Source organism: Streptomyces sp. NPDC048185 (genome assembly GCF_043202495.1).
Taxonomy (GTDB): domain Bacteria; phylum Actinomycetota; class Actinomycetes; order Streptomycetales; family Streptomycetaceae; genus Streptomyces.
In genome coordinates this window covers 630,511-652,801 of record NZ_JBIDAN010000001.1, presented here as the reverse complement: position 1 = coordinate 652,801, position 22,291 = coordinate 630,511, and the positions used below count along the sequence as shown (strand labels likewise).

Below are 22,291 nucleotides of genomic sequence, written 5' to 3'. Positions count from 1 at the left end.
GCGGCTCCTGTACTTCCGTGGAAGAAGCGGGCCCCGCCACGAGCGGCGGGGCCCGGAGTGACCTACGAACCGACCTTGCGCTTGTTCCACACGTCGAACCCGACCGCCGCCAGCAGCACCAGGCCCTTGATGACCTGCTGCCAGTCGGTGCCGATGCCGACGAGGTTCATGCCGTTGTTCAGCACGCCCAGGACCAGGCCACCGATGATCGCGCCGAGCACCGTGCCGACACCGCCGCTCATCGACGCGCCGCCGATGAACGAGGCCGCGATGGCCTCCAGCTCGAAGTTGAGGCCGGCCTTGGGAGAGGCCGCGTTGAAGCGGGAGGCGAAGACGAGACCCGCCAGGGCCGCGAGCATGCCCATGTTCAGGAAGACCAGGAAGGTGACCTTCTTGTCCTTCACACCCGACAGCTTGGCCGCGGGCAGGTTGCCGCCGATGGCGTAGATGTGACGGCCGATGATCGCGTTGCGCATCAGGTAGCCGAAGCCGACGACGAGCACGCCCAGGATGAGCAGCACGATCGGCGCGCCCTTGTAGCTGGCCAGCAGCAGCGTGACCACCAGGACGGCGGCGACCAGCGCGACCAGCTTCAGCAGGAACAGCTTGGCCGGCAGCACGTCCAGGGAGAACTCCTGCTGGCGCTTGCGGTCACGGACCTCCTGGAAGACCACGAAGGCGATCAGCGCGAGGCCGAGCAGCAGGGTGAGGTTGTGGTAGTTGGTGTTCGGGCCGACCTCGGGCAGGAAGCCGTTGGCTATCTTCTGCAGGTCCTTCGGGAACGGGCCGAGCGTCTGCCCCTTCAGGAAGATCTCCGTCAGACCGCGGAAGAGCAGCATGCCCGCGAGGGTCACGATGAACGACGGTATGCCGAGATAGGCGATGAAGAACCCCTGCAGGGCCCCCGCGACGGCGCCGATGGCCAGGCACAGCACCACCGCGAGCGGCCAGGACAGGTCGTGTTCGACCATCAGGACGGCGGCCATGGCGCCGATGAACGCCGTCAGCGAGCCGACCGACAGGTCGATGTGGCCCGCGATGATGACGAGCATCATGCCGATCGCGAGGATCAGGATGTAGCTGTTCTGCAGCACCAGGTTGGAGACGTTGCGCGGCAGCAGCAGGTCGCCGTCGGACCACACGGCGAACAGCGCCACGATCAGGCCGAGGGCGATCAGCATGCCGTACTGCCGCATGTTGCGGCGCATGCCGTCGAGCATCAGCTGCAGCAGGCCGCCCCCGTCGGCCGAGGCGCCCTTGCCCGGTGGTGCGGGGGCCGGGGTCTTGGCGGTCACGTCCGTGCTCATCGGGTTACCTCTTTGTCCTTCGTCATCTGACGCATCAGCGCTTCCTGCGACGCCTCGGCCCGCGAGAACTCACCCGTCAGCCGCCCCGCGGCCATCGTGTAGATGCGGTCGCACATGCCGAGCAGCTCCGGCAGTTCGGAGGAGATGAAGACGACCGCCTTGCCCTGGGCGGCCAGCTGGTCGATGACCGTGTAGATCTCGTACTTGGCGCCCACGTCGATGCCGCGGGTGGGCTCGTCCAGGATCAGCACCTCGGGACCCGCGAAGATCCACTTGCTGAGGACGACCTTCTGCTGGTTGCCGCCGGACAGCTTGCCCACCGGCTCGAAGACGGTCGGCGCCTTGATGTTCATGGAGGTGCGGAACTCCTCGGCGACCTGCCGTTCCCCGTGCTCGTCGACGACACCCCGCTTGGCGACCTTGCCCAGCGCGGTCAGCGAGATGTTCCGGTTGATGGTGTCGATGAGGTTGAGGCCGTAGTGCTTGCGGTCCTCGGTGACGTACGCGATGCCGTGCCCGACCGCCTCCGGGACGGTCTTGGTACGGATCTCGGTGCCGTCGCGCAGGACCGTGCCGCCCGCGTACCGGCCGTAGGTGCGGCCGAACACGCTCATCGCCAGTTCCGTGCGGCCGGCGCCCATGAGACCGGCGATGCCGACGATCTCACCGCGCCGCACCTCGATCGACACGTCGTCGACGACCTTGCGCTGCTGGTCGAGGGGGTGGTGCACGGTCCAGTTGCGGATCTCCAGGGCCGGCGCGGAACCCGCCTCGGGCTGGTGCGGGGTCCGCTCCGGGAAGCGGTTCTCCAGGTCGCGGCCGACCATCCCGCTGATGATCCGGTCCTCGGTGGTCTCCGCCGCCTTCACGTCGAGCGTCTCGATGGATCGCCCGTCGCGGATGATCGTGACCGAGTCGGCGACCCGGCGGATCTCGTTGAGCTTGTGGGAGATGATGATCGAGGTCATCCCCTGTTCCTTCAACTGAAGGATCAGGTCGAGGAGTTTGCCGCTGTCCTCGTCGTTGAGCGCCGCCGTCGGCTCGTCGAGGATGAGCAGCTTCACCTTCTTCGAGAGCGCCTTGGCGATCTCCACCAGTTGCTGCTTGCCCACGCCGATGTCGGCGACCCGGGTCTCCGGGTGCTCGTCCAGGCCGACCCGGCGCAGCAGCTCGGTGGCGTGCCTCAGCGTGTCGTTCCAGTTGATCAGCCCGCGCTTGGCGTGCTCGTTGCCGAGGAAGATGTTCTCCGCGATGGAGAGGTACGGCACCAGTGCCAGCTCCTGGTGGATGATCACGATGCCGTGCTGTTCGCTCGCCCGGATGTCCTTGAACCGGCAGGTCTCCCCCTCGAAGAGGATGTCCCCCTCGTAGCTGCCGTGCGGATGGACGCCGGAGAGCACCTTCATCAAGGTCGACTTCCCGGCGCCGTTCTCGCCGCAGATGGCGTGGACCTCGCCCTGGTGGACGGTCAGCGTGACGTCCGACAGCGCTTTGACACCGGGGAAGGTCTTGACGATCGAGCGCATTTCCAGGACGGGTCCCGCCATGGTCGTGCCTTCCAATCCTTGGGTGGGCCCGGTTACTTGAGGTCGTTCTCGGTGTAGTAGCCGTCGTCGACGAGCGCCTCCTTGTAGTTGGTCTTGTCGACGCTGACCGGCTGGAGCAGGTAGGCGGGGACGACCTTGGCACCGTTGTCATAGGACTTGGTGTCGTTGACCTCCGGCTTCTTGTCGTTCAGGGAGGCATCGACCATGTTCGCGGCGACCTTGGCGAGCTTGCGCAGGTCCTTGTAGACGGTCTGGGTCTGCTCACCCGCGATGATCGACTTCACGGAGGCGAGCTCGGCGTCCTGGCCCGTGACGACCGGCATGGGCTTGCCGGCGGAGCCGTAGCCGTCGGACTTCAGGGCGGAGAGGATGCCGATGGAGATGCCGTCGTAGGGCGAGAGCACCGCGTCGACGCGGGCGCTGCGGTAGCTGGAGGTCAGCAGGTCGTCCATGCGCTTCTGCGCGGTGCCGCCGTCCCAGCGCAGGGTGGTGACCTGGTTGAGGGCGGTCTGCTTGGACCGGACGACCAGCTGGCCCTTGTCCATGTACGGCTTCAGGACGTTCATCGCGCCCTGGAAGAAGTACCTGGTGTTGTTGTCGTCGTTCGAGCCGGCGAACAGCTCGATGTTGAACGGGCCCTTCTTGCCCGCCTTCAGACCGAGCTTGTCGGCGATGTAGCCGCCCTGCAGCTCGCCGACCTTCTCGTTGTCGAACGAGGCGTAGTAGTCGACGTTCTCGGTGCCGAGGATCAGCCGGTCGTAGGAGATCACCGGGATGTCGGAGTCCTTGGCCTGCTGGAGCACGTTGCCCAGGGACTTGTTGTCGATCGCGGCGATGACCAGGGCGTCCACGCCCTGCGTGATCATGTTTTCGATCTGGGAGACCTGCTGGTCGGGGTCGTCCTCGCCGTAGACGAGCTTGGTCTCGTACCCCTTGGCCTTCAGCTCCTTCACGACGTTGGCGCCGTCGGCGATCCAGCGTTCGGAGGACTTGGTCGGCATCGCGATGCCGATGGTGGCGCCTTCGGTGCTGCCCTTGTCCTCGCTGCCGCCCTCGCTGTCCTGGCCGCACGCGGTCAGGGTGAGGGCGAGGGTGGCGGCGGAGGCGACGGCGGCGAGTGCGGCTCTGCGGTTGCGCATGGTCATCATCCTTGATGTGGGTGCAGGGCTCGGTCTGGTGGAGCCGGAACGCTGAGGGTGGAACGACCGAGAGCAGGTGTGTGGGATTGTGCGCGGTCGTGTCGTCTTTTGTGAAGGGGGTTTCCGGAACGTTATGACGAGATCTCGAACCGGTTGAGCGACCCCGGAAGGCGCGAGCCGAGCGGGGCCATGTCCCCGCCCACCCCGTGCCGTTGGAGGAGATCCAGGGCCAGCCGGCCGCGCCGCACCCGCTCCTTGGCGGTCGCCAGCGTCAGTTCCCGCAGGTGGTGCCCGTAGGGGTAGATCCCCGGCGCCTTCGACAGGCCGAACTTCAGGTACAGGGGGGCGCCGCGCCGGATCAGCTCGGCGACCTCGTACATGCGCACATAGCCACCGAGGTCGTCGGGAGCCTCGATGTACATGTCCATCGGCGCGGCCGAAACCCGCCGGATTTCGGTCAGGTGGTCCAGCGTCAGATCACTGGGCACGTTGATCGAGTCGGCACCGAGCCGCTCGTACACCTCGTACGAAGCCGGGTTGACGGGGCCCACGAGCGCGGAGAGCTTGAGCGTCGTGTCGGCGGGGAGGACACCGGCCGACCGCGCCCGGTGCAGCGTCCACAGCACGCCCTCGTCGGCGACGAGCAGGCACGTGACGCCCAGCTCCGTGGCGCGCACGGCGTCCTCGACGCATCCGGCGACCGCGTCGTGGCCGCGTGCCCGCAGCCCCGCGCCGCCGGAGTCGGTCCGGGTGGAACCGCCGATGTCCCAGGTGCCGCGCGGGCCCGTGAACAGGCAGAGCTCGATGTCGCGTTCGGCGGTGGACTCGACCATCTCGGTGATCTCGGCGTCGGTCAGCATCCACACGCCGCTGCCCTGGCTGATCCGGTGGATCGGCACGTCCAGCCGCGAGGACTCCTTGAGGACGACCGCCAGCGCCTCGGGGCCCTCGCAGGAGGGGATCTCGGTGCGCCAGCGGCCACCGCCCGGGAAGGAGTGCGGCGAGGCGTCGGCGGGGTCGAGGGCGGGCGCGGCCAGGCCGAGTGCGGTGAGCGCCTGCTCGCCGGGCCTGCGGGCCGCCGCCTGGGCGGAAGAGTCGGTCACGGGCTGTCCTTCGTGTTCGATGGGCCGCCCCGATGTGCCGGTTCGACATACCGGACAAGGTTCGCGGCGAAGGGTACGGAAAGCTCGGTTCGGATGGGTGTACGCCGGTACGGAGGCCGTCAGGTCGCCCCCGTACCGGCGTACGGCTTCAGGGGTGCAGCAGCACCTTGCCGACCTTCGGGTCGCCCGCGCCCACCAGCTCGATGGCCTGCGCGAACTCGGTGAGCGGCAGCTCGTGCGTGACCAGCGGCAGCGGGTCGAGCAGACCGGCGGCGAAGACCCGCACGGTGTGCGCCCAGGCGTCCGGGGGCGCCCCGAAGACGGTGTGCACCTCCAGCTGGCGCACCACCAGGTCGGTCGGGTCCAGCCCGTCGGCGCCCGCCGCCGGGATACCGGTGAGGACCAGCCGCCCGCCCCGGCGCAGCAGCGCGGCGGAGGTGCGCGCCGCGTCCGCGGAACCGGCGGTCTCGATCACGACGTCGAAGTCGTCCGGCAGGGGCCCGCCCTTGGTGCGGAAGTCGGTGGCACCGTACTGCCGGGACAGCGCCTCCCGGTCCCCGCGCGTGCCGACCACCAGCAGCTCGGCGGGCGAGGCGGCGCGCAGGAACTGCACGGCGAACATGCCGAGCGTCCCGGTGCCGACGACGGCGACCCGCTCGCCGGGGCGGGCGTTCGCCTTGAGCGCGGCGGCCGCGATGCAGGCGGCCGGCTCCAGCAGGGCGGCCGCCGTGAGGTCGGCGTCGTCGGGCAGGACGTGCAGGAGACGGGCGGGCAGGGTCAGCGTGGGTGCCATGGCGCCCGGCTGGGTGAAGCCCGTCTCCTCGTACCCGGCGCCGCACAGGGTGGTCTCGCCCGCGTGACAGCGGTCGCACACCTGGCAGTTGCGGAAGCCCTCACCGACCACCTTGCGGCCCACGAGGGACGCGGGCACCCCGGCACCGACCGCGCCGACGGTCCCGGACCACTCGTGACCGGGGACGAGCGGATACCGCACGTACCCCTCGGGCCGGTTGCCCTGGTAGACCTCGCGGTCGCTGCCGCAGATCCCGGCGGCGTGCACCTGCACCAGCGCCTCACCCGGGCCGGGATCGCGCGGCTCGTGCGCCACGAGCCGGTGCTCGCCCGGCGCCTCGACGACGACCGCGCTGCTCATGCCTGCGTCCCCTTGGGCTTGCGCTGCTCCCAGCCCTCGGCCCACAGGTCGAACCGCGCCTGCTGCTGCGGGAACTCGGCCGCCGCGTCGGTGTCCAGCTCCACGCCGAGACCGGGGGCGTCGGAGAGGTGGAAGCACCCGTCCTCCGGGTCCACCACCGGCGCTCCCTTGACCACCTTCTTGATCTCCGCGTCGGCGAAGTCGTTGAAGTGCTCCAGGATCTTGAAGTTCGGCGAGGTGAAGCCGACCTGGAGGCTGGCGGCGGTGAGCACGGGACCGCCGACGTTGTGCGGGGCGACGAGCGTGTAGTGGGTCTCGGCGGTGGCGGCGAGCTTGCGGGTCTCCCAGATGCCGCCGATGTGACCGACGTCCGGCTGGATGATGTCCACCGACTGGTCCTCGAACAGCTCGCGGAACTCGATCCGGTCGTGGATGCGCTCACCCGTGGCGACGGGGATGTCCACCTTCTCGGCGACCTTCTTCAGCGCCCTGAGGTTCTCCGGCGGCACCGGCTCCTCCAGCCAGGCCGGCTTGAACGGCGCCATCTCCTTGGCGAGCCGCACGGCGGTGGCGGGGGAGAAGCGGCCGTGCATCTCCAGCATCAGCTCGGCGTCGGGGCCGATGGCGTCGCGCACGGCCTCGATCAGCGACACGGCGTACAGGGTCTGCTCGTGGTCGAGTTCGAAGTGCCCGGTGCCGAACGGGTCGATCTTCAGCGCCCGGTACCCGCGCTCCATCACGCCCTGCGCGGCCTTGTGGTACGCCTCCGGGGTCCGCTCGGTGGTGTACCAGCCGTTGGCGTACGCCTTGACCTTGTCGGTCACCTTGCCGCCCAGCAGCTGCCAGACCGGGACGCCGAGGGCCTTGCCCTTGATGTCCCAGCACGCCATCTCGACGACGGCGATCCCGGACATCACGATCTCGCCGGCGCGGCCGTAGTCGCCGTACTTCATGCGGCGGACCAGGTCCTCGACAGCGAACGGGTCGGAACCCAGAATGTGGTTGACCTCGGCCTCCTTCAGGTAGCCGAGGAGGGCGTCGGTGTGGCCGAGCATCCGGGTCTCACCGACTCCGGTGACGCCCTCGTCGGTGTGCACCTGGACGTACGTCAGATTGCGCCACGGCGTCCCGACCACGTGTGTGCTGATTCCGGTGATGCGCACGGCGGTTGCCCCTCGCTCTGTTCGATATTTCGTCAGTCGTTCGAAATGCTGGCGTGACAGTAAGGACGGGGCGGTGGGGGTGTCAATGGGTCGGACAGGTAACGGTTTCGCCAGTTTCGCAGGCACGGGACGCGACGGCACCGGCCGCTTTCCCACACAACTTTCACAGCGGCGCCTAGGAACGCGCCCCTCGCGGAACTTAATCTTCCCGCGTCATGGACTACTGCCACCCGTGCCGACGGCACCTCAACGGCGCCCTCGCCTGCCCTGGGTGCGGCGCTCCCGCCGAGCAACCCCCGCAGTCCGAGGCGCACTTGACGCCCGGTGAGGGGCAACCGCCGCGGGTCGCCGACGAGCCGGTCGACACCCCCGGCGCCACGAACCCGGGCGGTGGCGGCAGGGGGAGCCGCCGGGACCGCAAGGCCGCCGCGCACCGCCGCCGACGCCGGCGGACGCTGCTCGTCGCCGCGGGTTTCGTCCTCGCGGCCGGCGGGCTGAGCCTCGCCGAACTCGGCATGGACGCCCAGGACTCCCCGGCGCAGCCGGCGGCCGCCGGGGGCGAGACGACGGACGGCTCGTCCACGCGGGAGGTGGGGGACGTGCCGGCGGTCCCGGTCGACGCCACATCGGGAACGACCCCGTCCTCGACCGCCCCGTCCCCGGGAGCCTCCACCTCGGCATCGCCGTCGGCGTCGGCGTCCGCCTCGGCGTCGACGTCCGCCTCGGCGTCCCCGGACGCGGACGAGTCGCAGTCGCCGTCCGGCCCGGACTCCGCGTCGGCGCCCCCGCCACCGGAATCGCCAGATCCCTCGGACGCCCCGGCCACCCCGTCGGACCCGCCGCCCTCGACCACCCCGACCCCGCCCCCGGCCCCGACCCCCACAGAAACCTGCGACCGCTTCCTGTGGTGGTGCACGTAGCCAACCCGCCAGTGCCGGCCTGGAAGAGCCGCGGGCAGTCGTGCCTCCTCCAGTGCCTGAACGGCCTGGGAGGTACCCCCAGGGCGGCCCGGGTGGGCGAGTCCCAGCCCCGAGTAGCCGCGGGCAGTCGTGCCTCCCCCAGTGCCTGAACGGCCTGGGAGGTACCCCCAGGGCGGCACGGGTGGGCGCGGCGGCACCCCGTCAGCGCCGGGCCGCGCCACCCACCCCCTGACGGCGACGCCGGGTCACCGGCAACCCCGGCCCGCCGAATCGCCCGCTCAACCCCCCAGCATCCGACGCAACGCATCCCGCAGAGCGACCCGCTCCCCCTCCGACAACCCTGCCAACGGCTCCCGCGCGAACCGCAGCGACTCCCGCAGCCCCCGCGCCACCCGCCGCCCCTCCTCCGTCGCCGCCGCCACCTTCACCCGCCGGTCCGCCGGGTCCGGCCGCCGCTCGACCAGCCCCCGCGCCTCCAGCCGGTCCACGATGCCGGTCACGTTCGACGGCTCGCACTTCAGCTTCTGCGCCAGCTTCCGCATCGGCAGCGGCTCCAGCGACAGCAGGCTGAGCAGCTTGGCCTGCGCCCCCGTGAGCGCCCGCTCAGCCGCCGCCTCCTCGTAGTCCGCGTGGAAGCGGGCCACGACCTCGCCGATGAGCTCGACGACTTCGAGGGTGAGCGCGTCGGGTCGGCGGGGAGTGTCGCGTGGTGTGGCCATGGAATCCAGGGTACCCAGTTGTTTGACAACGTGAAATGTTCAGTCGCATGGTTGTTTCAGACCCTGAAACATCCACCCCCGCACGTCCAGGAAGGCGCCCTCATGGCCGACTCCCCCGCTCTCCCCGCCGTCAACCGCGAATGGCACCTGCTCAGCCGCCCGGTCGGCTGGCCCAAGCCGGAGGACTTCGCCCTCGTCGAGGCGGAGCTCCCCACCCCGGGCGAGGGCCAGGTGCTGGTGCGCAACCTGTACGTCTCCGTCGACCCGTACATGCGCGGCCGCATGAGCGCCGCCAAGTCCTACGTCGCCCCCTTCGAGCTCGGCAAGGTCATGCAGGGCGGCGCCGTCGGCGAGGTCGTCGCCTCCAACGCCGAGGGCATCGCCGTCGGCGACCACGTCCTGCACTTCTTCGGCTGGCGCGAGTACGCCGCCGTGGACGCCAAGAACGCCGTCAAGGTCGACCCGGACGCCGCGCCCCTGTCGACGTACCTGGGCGTGCTCGGCATGACGGGCCTCACCGCCTACGCCGGCCTGCTGCGCACCGCCGCCTTCAAGGAGGGCGACGCGGTCTTCGTCTCCGGTGCCGCCGGCGCCGTCGGCAGCCAGGTCGGCCAGATCGCGAAGCTCAAGGGCGCCTCGCGGGTCATCGGCTCGGCGGGTTCCGACGAGAAGGTCAAGCTGCTCGTCGACGAGTACGGCTTCGACGCCGCCTTCAACTACAAGGAGGGCCCGGTGAGCGAGCAGCTGCGCGCCGCCGCCCCGGACGGCGTCGACGTCTACTTCGACAACGTGGGCGGCGACCACCTGGAGGCCGCCATCGGCTCCCTCAACCGGGACGGCCGCATCGCCGTCTGCGGCATGATCTCGGTCTACAACAACACCGAGCCCGCCCCCGGCCCGAAGAACCTCGCCCGCCTCATCCAGACGCGCGGCCGCATCGAGGGCTTCCTGGTCGGCGACCACTACGACCTCCAGCCGCAGTTCGTCCAGGAGGTCGGCCCCTGGGTCCGCTCCGGCGAGCTGAAGTACCGCGAGACGGTCGTCGAGGGCATCGAGAACAACCTCGAGGCGTTCCTCGGCGTCCTGCGCGGAGACAACACCGGCAAGATGATCGTCAAGCTCTGAGCCGGAAGGCGGACCTTCACGGAGTTTCCGGCATGCGGTAGCGTCATTCCGAAATCCGTCGTGATCGTGGGCGCGAGTCACGGCGGACCGAGGAGGAAGACACCCGCATGCCCATCCAGCAGTCCGAGGTCCTGTACACCGCCGTCGCCACCGCCGAGAACGGGCGCGACGGGCGCGTCGCCACCGATGACGGCAAGCTCGACGTGGTCGTGAACCCGCCCAAGGAGATGGGCGGCAGCGGCGCCGGCACCAACCCCGAGCAGCTGTTCGCCGCCGGCTACAGCGCCTGCTTCCAGGGCGCGCTCGCCGTCGTCGCCCGCCAGGAGGGCGCCGACGTCTCCGGTTCGACCGTCACCGCGAAGGTCGGCATCGGCAAGAACGACGACGGCTTCGGCATCATCGTCGAGATCTCCGCCGAGATCCCGGCCGTGGACGCCGCCACCGCGCGTTCCCTGGTGGAGAAGGCCCACCAGGTCTGCCCGTACTCCAAGGCGACCCGCGGCAACATCACCGTGACGCTCGTCTGACGGGCCCCTCGCGCACGGCCGAGGCCGCACCCCCGCAAGGCCGGGGGTGCGGCCTCGGCCGCCCGGTAGAGTGCCGTCCATGCGTGATCTTGGGGCGGGATTCGGTCATCTGCTGAAGGGCCAGCGCTGGGTGGCCCGGCACGGCAGGAGCTACGGCTTCGGGCTCGTCCCCGGCCTGATCACCCTCGTCCTGTACGTGGGGGTGCTGGTCGCCCTGGCGCTGTGGGGCGACGACGTCGTCGCCTGGGCGACCCCGTTCGCCGACGACTGGCCGAGCCCCTGGGCCGGCCTCTTCCGCGGCTTCCTCACCGCCGTGCTGTTCGCCCTCGCCCTGCTCCTGGCCGTCCTGACGTTCACCGCGGTCACCCTGCTGGTCGGACAGCCCTTCTACGAGAGCCTCTCCGAGCGGGTCGACCGGGACGTCTCCCCGGACGGCACCGCGCCCGAGTCGCACCTGCCGCTCTGGCGCGAGCTGTGGATCTCCGGCCGCGACAGCCTGCGCATCGTGCTGCGCGCCGCCGTCTGGGGCGTGCTGCTCTTCGCCGCCGGCTTCGTCCCGGTCGTCGGCCAGACCGTCGTACCGGTGATCGGCTTCTTCGTGACCGGCTTCTTCCTCACCGAGGAGCTGGCCTCCGTCGCCCTCCAGCGCCGCGGGGTCCAGCTGCGCGAGCGCCTCGCCCTGCTCCGCTCCCGCAAGACGCTGGTCTGGGGCTTCGGCACGCCGCTGGGCCTGGCTTTCCTGGTGCCGTTCGTCGCGGTGTTCCTGATGCCGGGCGCGGTCGCGGGCGCCACGCTCCTCGCCCGCGAGCTGCTGGGCGAGGAGACCCGCGAGGCCGGCACCGAGCCCGCCGGCGACCCCGCCGGCCCCGACCCGGCGCCCGGCGACGCGTTCACCGACCCCGCAGAGCCGGGCGGGCGTTTGTGAAAGATTCGTACGAACCGCGCGCCGAAGGCCCCCGGGCCGGCTGTCGGACCACGTCGGCGATTACCGTCGAACCGGGACGGTTCCGTACGTCCCCCGTGGGACAGCCCCGGTCCGGGACCTGACGGCCGGGCCGGGGCTCACGCGGCCGCACCGACCGCCCGCCACGCGCCGCCCGCCACAGGGTGGCCGCCCGGCTACCGTGCCGAGAACCCGTACACCGTCTCCGAACGGAACACCTCGCCCGGCCGCAGCACCGTGCTCGGGAAGTCCGGCCGGTTCGGGGAGTCCGGGAAGTGCTGCGTCTCCAGCGCGATGCCGTCGCCGGGCGCGAACGGCTCGCCCAGGTGGTCCGCGGTGTACAGCTGGAGACCGGGCTCCGTGGTCGCCACCGACAGCACGCGCCCGGACGCGGGGTCGTACAGCTCGGCGACCGGCACCGCGGTGTCCGTCACGCCCTTGTCGAGGACGAAGTTGTGGTCGTAGCCCGCACCGACCTTGCGGGCCCGGCGGAAGTCGAAGCGCGTGCCCGCCACCTCGGCGGGCGCGCCCGCCGGGATCAGGTCCGCGTCGACCGGCGTGATCCGGGACGCCGCGATCCGCAGCTCGTGTCCGCCCGTGTGGCCGGAGCCGCTCAGGTTGAAGTAGCTGTGATTCGTCGGGTTCACCACGGTCGGCGCGTCGGTGACCGCCTCGTACGCGATCCGCAGTGCCCCGGATCCGTCCAGCGTGTACGTCACCGAGACCTCCAGGCGGCCCGGGAAGCCCTCCTCGCCGTGCGGGCTGACCCGGCTGAGGCGGACGCCGTGAGCGGCGGGCTCAGCCTCCCACACGCGTTTGTCGAAGCCCCGCTCGCCGCCGTGCAGCGAGTTCGGCCCGTTGTTGAGCGCCAGCGCGTACGTCCGCCCGTCCAGCGGGAGACGGCCGCCCGCGATCCGGTTGGCGTACCGGCCGACGAGCGCGCCGAAGTACGGCTCCGGGTGCGTCACGTAGCCGTCCAGGCCGGCGAACCCCAGCACCACGTCCGCGGTGTGCCCGTCCCGGTCCGGCACCTCGGCCGACTGCACGATCCCGCCGTACGTCAGGACCCGCACCCGCACGCCCGCCCGCTCCAGGGTCCAGCGGTGGACCGGGGTGCCGTCGGAAAGTGTGCCGAAGAGTTCGTTCATGTGCGGAACTCTAGGACACGCCCGGCTCACCCCGGGAACACGCTGGGGCGGGGTCCCATCAGGGCTTCTTCGCGGTGACGGCGCGGTAGGCGATCTCCGCCAGGCGGGCCTGCCCGTTCACACTCGGGTGGAACCAGTCCCACTGGCTCAACTGGTCGGTGCCGAACCGGAAGGCGTGCACCGCGCCGCCGTCGGTGCGGCACTTGCGGTCCTTGGCGCAGACCTCCCGCAGGACCTCGTTGTAGTCGTCCACCCGCTGCTGCACCGTGTCGCGCCGCAGCGTCGCCGCCGGGTCCACGGCGTCCGCGTCGGCCAGCATCGACGGGCAGATGCCCAGCTTCCACACCTGCTTGCCCAGCGGGTTGGCACGCCCCTCGGACCACAGCCGCTTCAGGTCGGGGATGCTCGCCACGAACACCTGGGCCTTGGGCAGTTCCCTGCGCAGCGTGCGCATCGCGTCCTCGAACTGGGCCCGGAAGTCGGTCACCGGGGTCATCGCGTCGGTCGTGGTCCGGCAGGCGTCGTTCGCCCCGGCCATTACCGTCACCAGTTCCGGCCCGTGTGCCGCCGCCCGCGTCACCTGCCCGGTCAGATCCGCCATCCGGGCCCCGGTCACCGCGTGGTTCCAGCTCCGCCCGGCCGCCTTCGCGCCCAGCAGCCGTACCGCCAGACTGTCGACCTCGGCACGGCTGCCGGTCGCCCACGACACCTCGGGGCAGTCCGACAGGATCGTGCAGGCGTCGAAGCCGCGCGTGATGGAGTCGCCCACCGCGGCGATCGAATCCGGGCTCGTGTCCCAGGCCGGGGTGGGCCTCGGGGACGGCCGTGCGGACCCGGTGCCGGGCGCGCCGGGCGCGTCGCCGCCGACGGCGTCACAGCCGGCCACGCCCAGGACGGCGGCGGTCAGAGCGGCGAGCACGACACGCGAACGGCGCAATCGGTTCCGCGTCCCGCGATCCGTCCCCTGCCCCATGCCCGTACCGTCCCTCGCCTCGTGCCTCCGACGTCCTCAACCCATGACACCGCGCCAGGGTTCCCGGCGTCGGCGATGCGACGGCTCACATCCGCACAAGCGTCCTGCCGGGTGAATGCCGGAAGTTTCCCGGCCCCGGGACCGACGGTACGTCACACTCCTTGCGCCGTCGCACGGTAGCCTCGCCCTCAGGTGACCCTCCCGGTCACGGCCGTTCCACCCGTTCCGAGATGTCCCGCTCAGCCCGGAGGTTCCGGTGACGACACGTGGAGTTCTGTACGTGCACTCCGCGCCGCGCGCGCTCTGCCCGCACGTCGAGTGGGCCGTCGCCGGGGTGCTCGGCACCCGCGTCGCCCTGGACTGGATCCGGCAGCCCGCCTCGCCCGGCACCTGGCGCTCGGAGTTCTCCTGGCAGGGCCAGGCCGGCACCGCCTCCAAGCTCGCCTCCGCGCTGCGCGGCTGGCAGATGCTGCGCTTCGAGGTCACCGCGGAGCCGTCCGCCGGAGCGGAGGGCGAGCGCTACAGCTGCACCCCCGACCTCGGCATCTTCCACGCCGTCACCGGCATCCACGGCGACATCCTGATCCCCGAGGACCGGCTGCGCGCCGCACTGGCCCGCTCCCAGGGCGGCGAGACCGACCTGGAGAAGGAGATCGCCAAGCTCCTCGGCAAGCCCTGGGACGACGAACTGGAGCCGTTCCGCTACGCCGGCGAGGGCGCCCCGGTCCGCTGGCTCCACCAGGTGGTCTGAGCGCCCTGGAGGGGCGCGGGGCTGTGCCGACATGCGGCTCCGCCGCTTGGGCGCGACCAGCCACGAAGGACCCGCACCCGGCGGCGAAGGAGGACGAAGAACGGCGATGGCCCGAACCCCGACCGGGGCTCAGGCCATCAGAACGTTCAGCGAGGCCGCTCAGACCGTCCGGAACGCGAGGACGACGTTGTGCCCGCCGAAGCCGAACGAGTCGTTCAGCGCGGCGATACGGCCCTCCACCGGCAGCTTGCGGGCCTCGCCGCGGACGATGTCCGCGGTGGCCTCGGCCTCCGGGTCGAGGTTCTCGATGTTGATGGTCGGCGGCGCCACCCGGTGGTAGAGGGCGAGCACCGTCGCGACGGACTCCACGCCGCCCGCGCCACCGAGGAGGTGACCGGTCATCGACTTGGTGCCGGAGACCGCCATGTGGTCCACGTCGTCGCCGAGGACCTTGCGCAGTGCCTTCAGCTCGGCGAGGTCACCGGCCGGCGTCGAGGTGGCGTGCGCGTTGACGTGCACGATCTCCGCCGGGTTCAGGTCGGTGCGGTCCAGCAGGTGCTGCAGGGCGGCGGAGATGCCGCGGCCCTCGGGCTCCGGCTGCACGATGTCGTGGCTGTCGGCGGAGATGCCCTGCCCGACCGCCTCCGCGTAGACGCGGGCACCGCGCTCGGCGGCGTGCTCGGCGGACTCCAGCACGAGGACGCCGGCGCCCTCGCCGAGGACGAAGCCGTCCCGGGCGGTGTCCCAGGGACGCGACGCGCCCTGCGGGTCGTCGTTGTTCTTGGACATCGCCATCATGTTGCCGAACGCGGCGATGGGCAGCGGGTGGATCGCCGCCTCCGTGCCACCCGCGACGACGACGTCGGCACGGCCGGTGCGGATCATCTCGATGGCGTAGCCGATGGCCTCGGCGCCGGACGCGCAGGCGGAGACCGGGGTGTGCACGCCCGCCCGGGCGCCCACGGCCAGACCCACGTTGGCGGAGGGGCCGTTCGGCATCAGCATCGGCACGGTGTGCGGGGAGACGCGGCGGACGCCCTTCTCCTTGAGCACGTCGTACTGGTCCAGCAGGGTCGTCACGCCGCCGATGCCGGAGGCGATGACCGCGCCGAGCCGGTCGGGGTCGACGGAACCGTCCTCACCGGCCTTGCCGGTGTAGCCCGCGTCCTTCCACGCCTCCTGGGCCGCGATCAGCGCGAACTGCGCCGAGCGGTCCAGCCGGCGGGCCTGGGGCCGCGGAATGACCTCGGAGGGGTCCACTGCGGCCTGGGCCGCGATACGGACCGCCTGGTCGGCGGCCCACTCCTGCTCGAGGGGCTTGGCGCCGGAACGGCCGGCCACCAGGCCCTCCCAGGTAGAGGCTGCGTCGCCACCCAGCGGTGTGGTTGCGCCGATACCGGTGACGACCACGGTGCGATTGGTCGAGCTCACGGGAATTCTTTCTCCAACGGGATACGGATTCGTACGGCGCCACCGCCGGGTGGCGGGGCAGTCAGCCCAGAGGCCGTGATCGGTCGATCAGCTCTGGTGCTTGAGGATGTAGTCGGTCGCGTCGCCGACAGTCTTGAGGTTCTTGACGTCGTCGTCCGGGATCTTGACGTCGAAACGCTCTTCGGCGGCGACGACGACCTCGACCATGGACAGCGAGTCGACGTCCAGGTCGTCGGTGAAGGACTTGTCCAGCTGGACGTCCTCAACCGGGATACCGGCGATCTCGTTCACGATCTCGGCGAGACCGTCGACGATCTCCTTCTGAGTGGCGGCCATGGCGGCGCTCCTTCGTAGATGTTCCAGAGGGTGTGGCTCTTGTGCTCCGCCCCGGACCGCGTGGTCCGGCACGGAGTGCCTAGGGGAGAGTAACGACCGTAGCGGCGTAGACGAGACCCGCCCCGAAGCCGATGACGAGCGCGGTGTCGCCGCTCTTCGCTTCGCCGGTCGCCAGGAGCCGCTCCATAGCGAGCGGGATCGAGGCGGCCGAGGTGTTGCCGGTGGTGCGGATGTCACGGGCGACCGTGACGTGCTCCGGCAGCTTCAGCGTCTTCACCATCGAGTCGATGATCCGCACGTTGGCCTGGTGCGGAATGAAGACATCCAGGTCGTCCGAGCTGATCCCGGCCGCGTCCAGCGCCTGCTGGGCGACCTTCGCCATCTCGAACACGGCCCAGCGGAACACCGCCTGGCCCTCCTGCGTGATCGCAGGAAACTTCACGTTGCCCTCGTCGTCGACCGGGAGTTCGGAGACGTCGCCGATCCGGAAACGGTCCCACGACACCGTCTGCTTGATCGTCTCGGACTTGTCGCCCTCCGAGCCCCAGACGGTCGGGCCGATCGCCGGCTCCTGGGACGGGCCCACCACGACCGCGCCGGCGCCGTCGCCGAACAGGAAGGCCGTCGCCCGGTCCGTCAGGTCGGTCAGGTCGGACAGCCGCTCCACGCCGATGACGAGGACGTACTCGGCGGAACCCTCGACGACCATGCCCTTGGCCAGGGTCAGACCGTAGCCGAAGCCCGCGCAGCCCGCCGAGATGTCGAACGCCGCGGCCTTGTCCGTGCCCAGCCTGTCGGCGATCAGCGTGGCGATGGCCGGGGTCTGGCTGAAGTGCGACACGGTCGAGACGACCACCGCGCCGATCTGCGAGGCGTCGATGCCGGCGTCCGCGATGGCCTTGCCGGACGCCTCGATCGACATCGCCGCGACGGTCTCCTCGGGCGAGGCCCAGTGCCGCGTCTCGATGCCGGAGCGCGAGCGGATCCACTCGTCGGACGAGTCGATCGTCTCGAGGATCACCTCGTTGGGCACGACCCGCGTCGGGCGGTAGCCGCCCACGCCGAGGATGCGCGCGTACGGGGCGCCCTTGCTGGGCTTGATCTTCGGCATGCTCTCGGGCTCCTTGTCAGGCCTGCTCGGCGACGAGCGCGCGGGCCGCGTCGAGATCGGCGGGGGTCTTCAGGGCCAGCGTCTTCACGCCCGGCAGCGCGCGCTTGGCCAGGCCGGTCAGCGTGCCACCGGGGCACACCTCGATCAGGGCGGTGACGCCGAGCTCCTTGAAGGTCTCCATGCACAGGTCCCAGCGGACCGGGTTGGCGACCTGGCCGACCAGCCGCTCCAGCACCTCGGCGCCGGTGGCGACGGCCCGCCCGTCCTTGTTGGAGACGTACGTCACCTTCGGGTCGGCCGGCGTGAGCGCCTTCGCGGCCTCGGCCAGCTTGTCCACCGCGGGGGCCATGTGGTGCGTGTGGAACGCGCCCGCGACCTTGAGGGGCACGACCTTGCGGACGCCCTCGGGCTTGTCCTCGCTCAGCGCCGCCAGCTGCTCCAGGGTGCCGGCCGCCACGATCTGACCCGCGCCGTTCACGTTGGCCGGGGTGAGGCCGAGCTTCTCCAGGTGCGCCACGCTCACCTCGGGGTCGCCGCCGAGCAGCGCCGACATGCCGGTCTCGGTCACCGCGGCGGCCTCGGCCATGGCCAGGCCACGGCGGCGTACGAGGGTCAGCGCGGCGGTGTCGTCGAGGACGCCCGCGAAGGCGGCGGCGGTGATCTCGCCGACGCTGTGACCCGCGACCGCGCCCGGCTTCCCCGTCGCGTCAGCGGCAGACGAGTGCGTACCGAGCGCCGCGGCGGACAGGAGCCCGGCGGCGACCAGCAGCGGCTGCGCCACGGAGGTGTCGCGGATCTCGTCCGCGTCGGCCTTCGTGCCGTAGTGGGCGAGGTCGAGTCCGATGGCGTCGGACCACGCGGCGACGCGGTCGGCGGCGCCGGGGAGGTCGAGCCATTCAGTCAGGAAGCCGGGCGTCTGGGCGCCCTGGCCGGGAGCGACGAGTACGAGCACTCTCACACTCTCTCTTGAGGACGGCCACGACCGCCCGTGGGGACAAGGACGAAGAACACGAGGGGGTTTTGTGGGCCCCCGACAAAATCCTAGAGTTGCGGATCTCCATCGGCCAGACGCCCCAGGATGAGCGCGATCCGCAGGGTGAACGCAGACCGTACATCAGAGGGCGACCAGCCGGTGACGTCAGTCACACGTCGGAGCCGGTAGCGCACGGTGTTCGGGTGAACGAAGAGCATCCGCGCGGCGCCTTCGAGACTGCTCGCCTGCTCCAGATAGACACTGAGCGTCTCCAGCAGCGCGGCCCCGGCATCCTCCAGCGGTCTGTAGATCTCCTCCACCAGCTGCTCGCGGGCCGAAGGGTCGGAGGCGATCGCGCGCTCCGGCAGCAGATCGTCCGCCAGCACCGGGCGCGGGGCGTCCTGCCAGGCGGTGCAGGCCTTGAGCCCGGCCGCGGCGGCCTGCGCGGACCGGGTCGCGGCCAGCAGGTCCGGCACCACCGGACCGGCCACCACGGGCCCCTGCGCGAACGGCCCGATCAGCGACTTCGCGACGGCCAGCGGATTGTCGCTGCCGCCCGCGATCACCACCAGCCGGTCCCCGAGCACCCCGGTCAGCACCTGGAGCTTGGCGTGCCGGGCCGCGCGCCGGATGGCCTCCACGGTCAGTTCGGAGTCCCCGTCGGGCGCGGTGCCCAGCACCACGCACACGTGCTCGGGCGAGTTCCAGCCCAGTGCCGCCGCCCGGGACACGGCCCCCTCGTCGGCCTCGCCGCTGAGCACGGCGTTCACCACGAGCGACTCCAGCCGGGCGTCCCAGGCACCGCGTGCCTCGGCGGCCTGCGCGTACACCTGGGCGGTCGCGAAGGCGATCTCCCGGGCGTACACCAGCAGCGCCTCGCGCAGCACGGACTCGTCGCCCGGGGCGGCGACCTCGTCGATCGCGGACTCCATGACCTCGATCGTGGTCCGCACCATCTCGACGGTCTGCCGCAGGGTGATCGCCCGGGTCAGCTCGCGCGGCGCGGTGCCGAAGACGTCGGTGGAGATGGCCTGCGGGGTGTCCGGGCGCCGGAACCACTCGGTGAAGGCGGCGATACCCGCCTGGGCGACCAGCCCGATCCAGGAACGGTTCTCCGGGGGCATCGCCCGGTACCACGGCAGCGTCTCGTCCATCCGCGCGATCGCCTGAGCGGCGAGCGATCCGGAGGACTGCTCCAGCCGCTTCAGGGTCGCGGTGTGCGGGTGGACGGCGCGCGCCGCGGGGTCGGGCTTGCTGGTTTCGGGTTCGGGCACGGGGACAAGACTGCCTTATCCGGACGGGCGGCCATGCCGCCGGGTCTACGGTGGACGGCGTGATGGACGTACGGCGCGCCGACGAGCGCTACCCAGGCGGCGACCGGTCGGCCGGCATCGAGTCGCGGCACGCCTTTTCCTTCGGCCCCCACTACGACCCCGACAACCTCCGCTTCGGCACGCTGATCGCCTGCAACGAGGAGCGCCTCGCGCCCGGCGCGGGCTTCGACGAGCATCCGCACAGCCACACCGAGATCGTCACGTGGGTGGTGGAGGGCGAGCTCACCCACCGGGACACCGCGGGCCACGAGACGCTCGTGCGCGCCGGGGACGTGCAGCGCCTCAGCTCGGCGGGCGGCGTCCGCCACGTCGAACGCAACGACGGCCCGGCGCCCCTGACCTTCGTCCAGATGTGGCTGGCCCCCCGCGAGCCCGGCGGCGACCCGTCCTACGAGATCGTCCGCGGCATCGCCGACTCCACCCCGTACGCCGTCCCGGAGGCGGCCGCGATGCTCCACGTGCGGCGCCTGGCCGCGGACGAGCGCACGGCGGTACCGGACGCGGCGCACGTCTACGTCCACGTCGTGCGCGGCACCGTACGCCTGGACGGCGAGGAGCTGGACGCGGGGGACGCTGCGCGGCTCACGGACACGAGGGGGATGGCCGTGGTGGCGACGACCGCGGCCGAGCTCCTCGTGTGGGAGATGTCCTAGACCTCCGCCAGCACCGCGTCGGTGAACGGGGGCCACGCCTCGACCGCCCACGGCCCGAAGGCGCGGTCGGTCAGCGCCACGCACGCCAGACCGGCGTCCGGGTCGATCCACAGGAACGTGCCCGACTGGCCGAAGTGCCCGAAGGTGCGGGGCGAGGACGAGGCACCCGTCCAGTGCGGGGCCTTGGAGTCGCGGATCTCGAAGCCGAGACCCCAGTCGTTCGGGTTCTGGTGGCCGTAGCCCGGCAGCACGCCCTTGGTGCCCGGGTACTGCACCGTCATCGCCTCGGCGACCGTGCGCGGGTCCAGCAGCCGCGGCGCCTGCACCTCGGCGGCGAACCGCAGCAGGTCCTCGACCGTGGAGACGCCGTCCTTCGCCGGGGAGCCGTCCAGGCTCGTGGCGGTCATGCCGAGCGGGTCCAGCACCGCCTGCCGCGCGTACTCGGCGAAGGGGATGTCCGTGGCCTTCGCGATGTGGTCGCCGAGCTGCTCGAAACCGGCGTTGGAGTACAGCCGGCGCTCCCCGGGCGCAGCGGTCGTCCGGTGCTCGTCGAAGGCGAGTCCCGAGGTGTGCGCGAGGAGGTGACGGACCGTCGAACCGGCCGGACCGGCGGGCTCGTCCAGCTCGACGGCGCCCTCCTCGTACGCGACGAGCGCCGCGTACGCCGCCAGCGGCTTGGTGACCGAGGCGAGGGGGAAGCGCTGCCCGACGGGCCCGTGCGACCCCAGCACCGTGCCGTCGGCGCGCACGACACCCGCCGCTGCGGTGGGAACCGGCCAGTTCTCGATCAACGCGAGGCTCTTCAAGGACATGCCACCGAGCCTAAGCGGCTCACAGGTACAGCCGCATCGAGGGGTCCGTGTCCCGGGTGAAGCCGAGGGCGGCGTACAGGGGCTCGGCGTCGGCGGACGCGGTCAGCATGACGTGCCCGGCGCCCCGCTCGCGGAACCAGGCCAGCAGCTCGTCCATGCAGGCGCGCGCGTACCCGCGGCGCCGGGCGCCCGGATCGGTCGCGACGCTGAAGACGTACCCGATCAGTCCGCTCGCCGGCCTGTCCGGCCCGCCGATCCGGTACTCCAGCGTTCCCACCACCAGCGCCGCCAACGCGCCCGCCCGGTCCGGGTGGTCGACGACGAACGCCGCGAAGTCCCCGTCCGGACCGGCCAGCCGCTCGCGCAGCGCGGGCAGGGAGCCGTCCTGCCAGCCGGTGGACGAGCCGGGGGACATCGCGTCGATCATCACCTGGCGCAGGCGCAGCACTTCCCGCGCGTCCTCGGCCACGGCACGGCGTACGAGACTCATGCCGTGCACGCTAGTGACCGGCCCCGCCGGCTGTCCCGCCCATTTCTCACCTGCCGTGCTTGCCTGGAGTGCACTCCAAGGTCATAGCGTGTGGGCCATGACGGTGATGCAGACCACGGCCGGGCCCGCCCGGCCGAACGCCACCAGAACAGACATCTGCGCCGCCCCGCCCCGGCGCCACCCGCGCCCCGACGGCCAGGACCGCTACACCATCAGCGAGGTCGTCGCCTTCACCGGGCTGACGGCCCACACCCTGCGCTGGTACGAGCGGATCGGCCTGATGTCCACCATCGACCGGTCGCACACCGGGCAGCGGCGCTACAGCAACCGCGACCTCGACTGGCTCGACTTCGTCGGCAAGCTGCGCATGACCGGCATGCCGGTCGCCGACATGGTCCGGTACGCGGAGCTGGTCCGCGAGGGCGAGAGCACGTACCCCGACCGGCGCGAACTCCTGGAGTCCACCCGCCGCGACGTCCTGACCCGCATCGCGGAACTCCAGGACACCCTCGCCGTGCTCGACCGCAAGATCGGCTTCTACGGGGACGCGGGCCGCGGCTGCGAGGGCCGGGAGTAGCAGCGCCCCGAAGGGACGCGGGGAACTGCGCGACCGGCCGCCCACCACCCGCACCC

Annotated in this window: 23 protein-coding genes; 7 read left to right on the top strand and 16 right to left on the bottom strand. The window is 71.3% G+C overall.

Translation table 11 applies throughout. From position 1 onward, the window contains the following. Positions 1-62: 62 nt before the first annotated feature. The 6 genes from mmsB to ACGF3H_RS02995 all read right to left on the bottom strand — a co-directional run bounded on the left by mmsB (position 63) and on the right by ACGF3H_RS02995 (position 7,412). Positions 63-1,307, bottom strand: a complete 1,245-nt coding sequence (mmsB, locus tag ACGF3H_RS03020; protein ID WP_362488540.1) for a multiple monosaccharide ABC transporter permease — start codon at positions 1,305-1,307, stop codon at positions 63-65. Beyond that, on the bottom strand, positions 1,304-2,854 hold the full coding sequence (mmsA, locus tag ACGF3H_RS03015) for a multiple monosaccharide ABC transporter ATP-binding protein (RefSeq protein ID WP_362488538.1): 1,551 nt from the start codon (positions 2,852-2,854) through the stop codon (positions 1,304-1,306). Before mmsA ends, mmsB begins: the two co-directional genes overlap by 4 nt. A 32-nt stretch (positions 2,855-2,886) precedes the next feature. Next, the gene (chvE, locus tag ACGF3H_RS03010) at positions 2,887-3,993 is read right to left on the bottom strand and encodes a multiple monosaccharide ABC transporter substrate-binding protein (RefSeq protein WP_362488536.1); all 1,107 of its coding nucleotides are present in this window, start codon (positions 3,991-3,993) and stop codon (positions 2,887-2,889) included. Between the two features lie 131 nt (positions 3,994-4,124). Further along, on the bottom strand, positions 4,125-5,096 hold the full coding sequence (locus ACGF3H_RS03005) for a hypothetical protein (RefSeq protein WP_362488534.1): 972 nt from the start codon (positions 5,094-5,096) through the stop codon (positions 4,125-4,127). 148 nt (positions 5,097-5,244) lie between these two features. Continuing rightward, positions 5,245-6,249, bottom strand: coding sequence for an alcohol dehydrogenase catalytic domain-containing protein (locus ACGF3H_RS03000; RefSeq protein ID WP_362488532.1), 1,005 nt, complete (start codon positions 6,247-6,249; stop codon positions 5,245-5,247). Beyond that, positions 6,246-7,412, bottom strand: coding sequence for a mandelate racemase/muconate lactonizing enzyme family protein (locus ACGF3H_RS02995; RefSeq protein WP_362488530.1), 1,167 nt, complete (start codon positions 7,410-7,412; stop codon positions 6,246-6,248). The genes ACGF3H_RS03000 and ACGF3H_RS02995 overlap by 4 nt, the downstream gene beginning before the upstream one ends. 215 nt (positions 7,413-7,627) lie before the next feature. Between ACGF3H_RS02995 and ACGF3H_RS02990 the strand changes: the two genes are divergently transcribed. Continuing rightward, on the top strand, positions 7,628-8,332 hold the full coding sequence (locus tag ACGF3H_RS02990) for a hypothetical protein (protein ID WP_362488528.1): 705 nt from the start codon (positions 7,628-7,630) through the stop codon (positions 8,330-8,332). Between the two features lie 278 nt (positions 8,333-8,610). Here the strand turns inward: ACGF3H_RS02990 and ACGF3H_RS02985 are convergent, their stop codons facing one another. Next, positions 8,611-9,051: a MarR family transcriptional regulator gene (locus ACGF3H_RS02985; protein ID WP_362488526.1), complete on the bottom strand. Its 441-nt coding sequence runs from the start codon at positions 9,049-9,051 to the stop codon at positions 8,611-8,613. A 102-nt stretch (positions 9,052-9,153) separates the two neighbouring features. Between ACGF3H_RS02985 and ACGF3H_RS02980 the strand changes: the two genes are divergently transcribed. The 3 genes from ACGF3H_RS02980 to ACGF3H_RS02970 all read left to right on the top strand — a co-directional run bounded on the left by ACGF3H_RS02980 (position 9,154) and on the right by ACGF3H_RS02970 (position 11,628). Then, positions 9,154-10,176 carry an NADP-dependent oxidoreductase gene (locus ACGF3H_RS02980; RefSeq protein WP_362488524.1) on the top strand — a complete coding sequence of 341 codons (1,023 nt, stop codon included), beginning with the start codon at positions 9,154-9,156 and terminating at the stop codon, positions 10,174-10,176. Between the two features lie 107 nt (positions 10,177-10,283). Beyond that, on the top strand, positions 10,284-10,703 hold the full coding sequence (locus ACGF3H_RS02975; RefSeq protein ID WP_189227980.1) for an organic hydroperoxide resistance protein: 420 nt from the start codon (positions 10,284-10,286) through the stop codon (positions 10,701-10,703). A 79-nt stretch (positions 10,704-10,782) separates the two neighbouring features. Next, on the top strand, positions 10,783-11,628 hold the full coding sequence (locus ACGF3H_RS02970; RefSeq protein WP_362488522.1) for an EI24 domain-containing protein: 846 nt from the start codon (positions 10,783-10,785) through the stop codon (positions 11,626-11,628). 194 nt (positions 11,629-11,822) lie between these two features. On the opposite strand, the gene ACGF3H_RS02965 is transcribed toward ACGF3H_RS02970, so the two are convergent. Beyond that, positions 11,823-12,794 (bottom strand): aldose epimerase family protein, encoded by a 972-nt coding sequence (locus ACGF3H_RS02965; protein WP_362488520.1) that lies wholly within the window; start codon positions 12,792-12,794, stop codon positions 11,823-11,825. A 58-nt stretch (positions 12,795-12,852) separates the two neighbouring features. After that, positions 12,853-13,767, bottom strand: coding sequence for an SGNH/GDSL hydrolase family protein (locus tag ACGF3H_RS02960; protein WP_362488518.1), 915 nt, complete (start codon positions 13,765-13,767; stop codon positions 12,853-12,855). 256 nt (positions 13,768-14,023) lie between these two features. Between ACGF3H_RS02960 and ACGF3H_RS02955 the strand changes: the two genes are divergently transcribed. Beyond that, on the top strand, positions 14,024-14,518 hold the full coding sequence (locus tag ACGF3H_RS02955; RefSeq protein ID WP_225638308.1) for a DUF3145 domain-containing protein: 495 nt from the start codon (positions 14,024-14,026) through the stop codon (positions 14,516-14,518). Between the two features lie 159 nt (positions 14,519-14,677). On the opposite strand, the gene ACGF3H_RS02950 is transcribed toward ACGF3H_RS02955, so the two are convergent. The 5 genes from ACGF3H_RS02950 to fasR all read right to left on the bottom strand — a co-directional run bounded on the left by ACGF3H_RS02950 (position 14,678) and on the right by fasR (position 19,643). After that, a complete protein-coding gene (locus tag ACGF3H_RS02950) occupies positions 14,678-15,949 on the bottom strand; it encodes a beta-ketoacyl-[acyl-carrier-protein] synthase II (protein ID WP_362488516.1) in 1,272 nt (423 codons plus the stop codon). An 87-nt stretch (positions 15,950-16,036) separates the two neighbouring features. Next, positions 16,037-16,285, bottom strand: a complete 249-nt coding sequence (locus ACGF3H_RS02945; RefSeq protein ID WP_077795951.1) for an acyl carrier protein — start codon at positions 16,283-16,285, stop codon at positions 16,037-16,039. Between the two features lie 79 nt (positions 16,286-16,364). After that, the gene (locus ACGF3H_RS02940) at positions 16,365-17,396 is read right to left on the bottom strand and encodes a ketoacyl-ACP synthase III (protein WP_362488514.1); all 1,032 of its coding nucleotides are present in this window, start codon (positions 17,394-17,396) and stop codon (positions 16,365-16,367) included. A gap of 16 nt (positions 17,397-17,412) precedes the next feature. After that, the gene (locus ACGF3H_RS02935) at positions 17,413-18,348 is read right to left on the bottom strand and encodes an ACP S-malonyltransferase (protein WP_362488512.1); all 936 of its coding nucleotides are present in this window, start codon (positions 18,346-18,348) and stop codon (positions 17,413-17,415) included. 89 nt (positions 18,349-18,437) lie between these two features. Then, complete coding sequence (fasR, locus tag ACGF3H_RS02930) at positions 18,438-19,643, bottom strand: fatty acid biosynthesis transcriptional regulator FasR (protein WP_362488510.1); 1,206 nt, start codon at positions 19,641-19,643, stop codon at positions 18,438-18,440. A 62-nt stretch (positions 19,644-19,705) separates the two neighbouring features. Here fasR and ACGF3H_RS02925 point away from each other — a divergent pair, with 62 nt between their 5' ends. Then, positions 19,706-20,356, top strand: a complete 651-nt coding sequence (locus ACGF3H_RS02925; protein WP_362488878.1) for a pirin family protein — start codon at positions 19,706-19,708, stop codon at positions 20,354-20,356. Here the strand turns inward: ACGF3H_RS02925 and ACGF3H_RS02920 are convergent. Continuing rightward, complete coding sequence (locus ACGF3H_RS02920; protein WP_362488508.1) at positions 20,353-21,168, bottom strand: serine hydrolase domain-containing protein; 816 nt, start codon at positions 21,166-21,168, stop codon at positions 20,353-20,355. The two genes, ACGF3H_RS02925 and ACGF3H_RS02920, sit on opposite strands and share 4 nt — an antisense overlap. Before the next feature lie 19 nt (positions 21,169-21,187). Next, a complete protein-coding gene (locus ACGF3H_RS02915) occupies positions 21,188-21,658 on the bottom strand; it encodes a GNAT family N-acetyltransferase (RefSeq protein ID WP_362488507.1) in 471 nt (156 codons plus the stop codon). Positions 21,659-21,755: 97 nt separating this feature from the next. Between ACGF3H_RS02915 and ACGF3H_RS02910 the strand changes: the two genes are divergently transcribed. After that, positions 21,756-22,235 (top strand): MerR family transcriptional regulator, encoded by a 480-nt coding sequence (locus tag ACGF3H_RS02910; protein WP_362488505.1) that lies wholly within the window; start codon positions 21,756-21,758, stop codon positions 22,233-22,235. Positions 22,236-22,291 lie beyond the last annotated feature (56 nt).

What these genes read in the sequence shown, in the direction of transcription:
- ACGF3H_RS02975 (WP_189227980.1), top strand. Translation starts at nt 10,284, where the DNA reads ATGCCCATCCAGCAGTCCGAGGTCCTGTACACCGCCGTCGCCACCGCC.
- mmsA (WP_362488538.1), bottom strand. Translation starts at nt 2,854, where the DNA reads ATGGCGGGACCCGTCCTGGAAATGCGCTCGATCGTCAAGACCTTCCCC.
- ACGF3H_RS02965 (WP_362488520.1), bottom strand. Translation starts at nt 12,794, where the DNA reads ATGAACGAACTCTTCGGCACACTTTCCGACGGCACCCCGGTCCACCGC.
- ACGF3H_RS02915 (WP_362488507.1), bottom strand. Translation starts at nt 21,658, where the DNA reads ATGAGTCTCGTACGCCGTGCCGTGGCCGAGGACGCGCGGGAAGTGCTG.
- ACGF3H_RS03000 (WP_362488532.1), bottom strand. Translation starts at nt 6,249, where the DNA reads ATGAGCAGCGCGGTCGTCGTCGAGGCGCCGGGCGAGCACCGGCTCGTG.
- ACGF3H_RS02920 (WP_362488508.1), bottom strand. Translation starts at nt 21,168, where the DNA reads ATGTCCTTGAAGAGCCTCGCGTTGATCGAGAACTGGCCGGTTCCCACC.
- mmsB (WP_362488540.1), bottom strand. Translation starts at nt 1,307, where the DNA reads ATGAGCACGGACGTGACCGCCAAGACCCCGGCCCCCGCACCACCGGGC.
- ACGF3H_RS02940 (WP_362488514.1), bottom strand. Translation starts at nt 17,396, where the DNA reads ATGCCGAAGATCAAGCCCAGCAAGGGCGCCCCGTACGCGCGCATCCTC.
- ACGF3H_RS02910 (WP_362488505.1), top strand. Translation starts at nt 21,756, where the DNA reads ATGACGGTGATGCAGACCACGGCCGGGCCCGCCCGGCCGAACGCCACC.
- ACGF3H_RS02990 (WP_362488528.1), top strand. Translation starts at nt 7,628, where the DNA reads ATGGACTACTGCCACCCGTGCCGACGGCACCTCAACGGCGCCCTCGCC.
- chvE (WP_362488536.1), bottom strand. Translation starts at nt 3,993, where the DNA reads ATGCGCAACCGCAGAGCCGCACTCGCCGCCGTCGCCTCCGCCGCCACC.
- ACGF3H_RS02960 (WP_362488518.1), bottom strand. Translation starts at nt 13,767, where the DNA reads ATGGGGCAGGGGACGGATCGCGGGACGCGGAACCGATTGCGCCGTTCG.
- ACGF3H_RS02980 (WP_362488524.1), top strand. Translation starts at nt 9,154, where the DNA reads ATGGCCGACTCCCCCGCTCTCCCCGCCGTCAACCGCGAATGGCACCTG.
- ACGF3H_RS02985 (WP_362488526.1), bottom strand. Translation starts at nt 9,051, where the DNA reads ATGGCCACACCACGCGACACTCCCCGCCGACCCGACGCGCTCACCCTC.
- ACGF3H_RS02925 (WP_362488878.1), top strand. Translation starts at nt 19,706, where the DNA reads ATGGACGTACGGCGCGCCGACGAGCGCTACCCAGGCGGCGACCGGTCG.
- ACGF3H_RS02945 (WP_077795951.1), bottom strand. Translation starts at nt 16,285, where the DNA reads ATGGCCGCCACTCAGAAGGAGATCGTCGACGGTCTCGCCGAGATCGTG.
- ACGF3H_RS02970 (WP_362488522.1), top strand. Translation starts at nt 10,783, where the DNA reads ATGCGTGATCTTGGGGCGGGATTCGGTCATCTGCTGAAGGGCCAGCGC.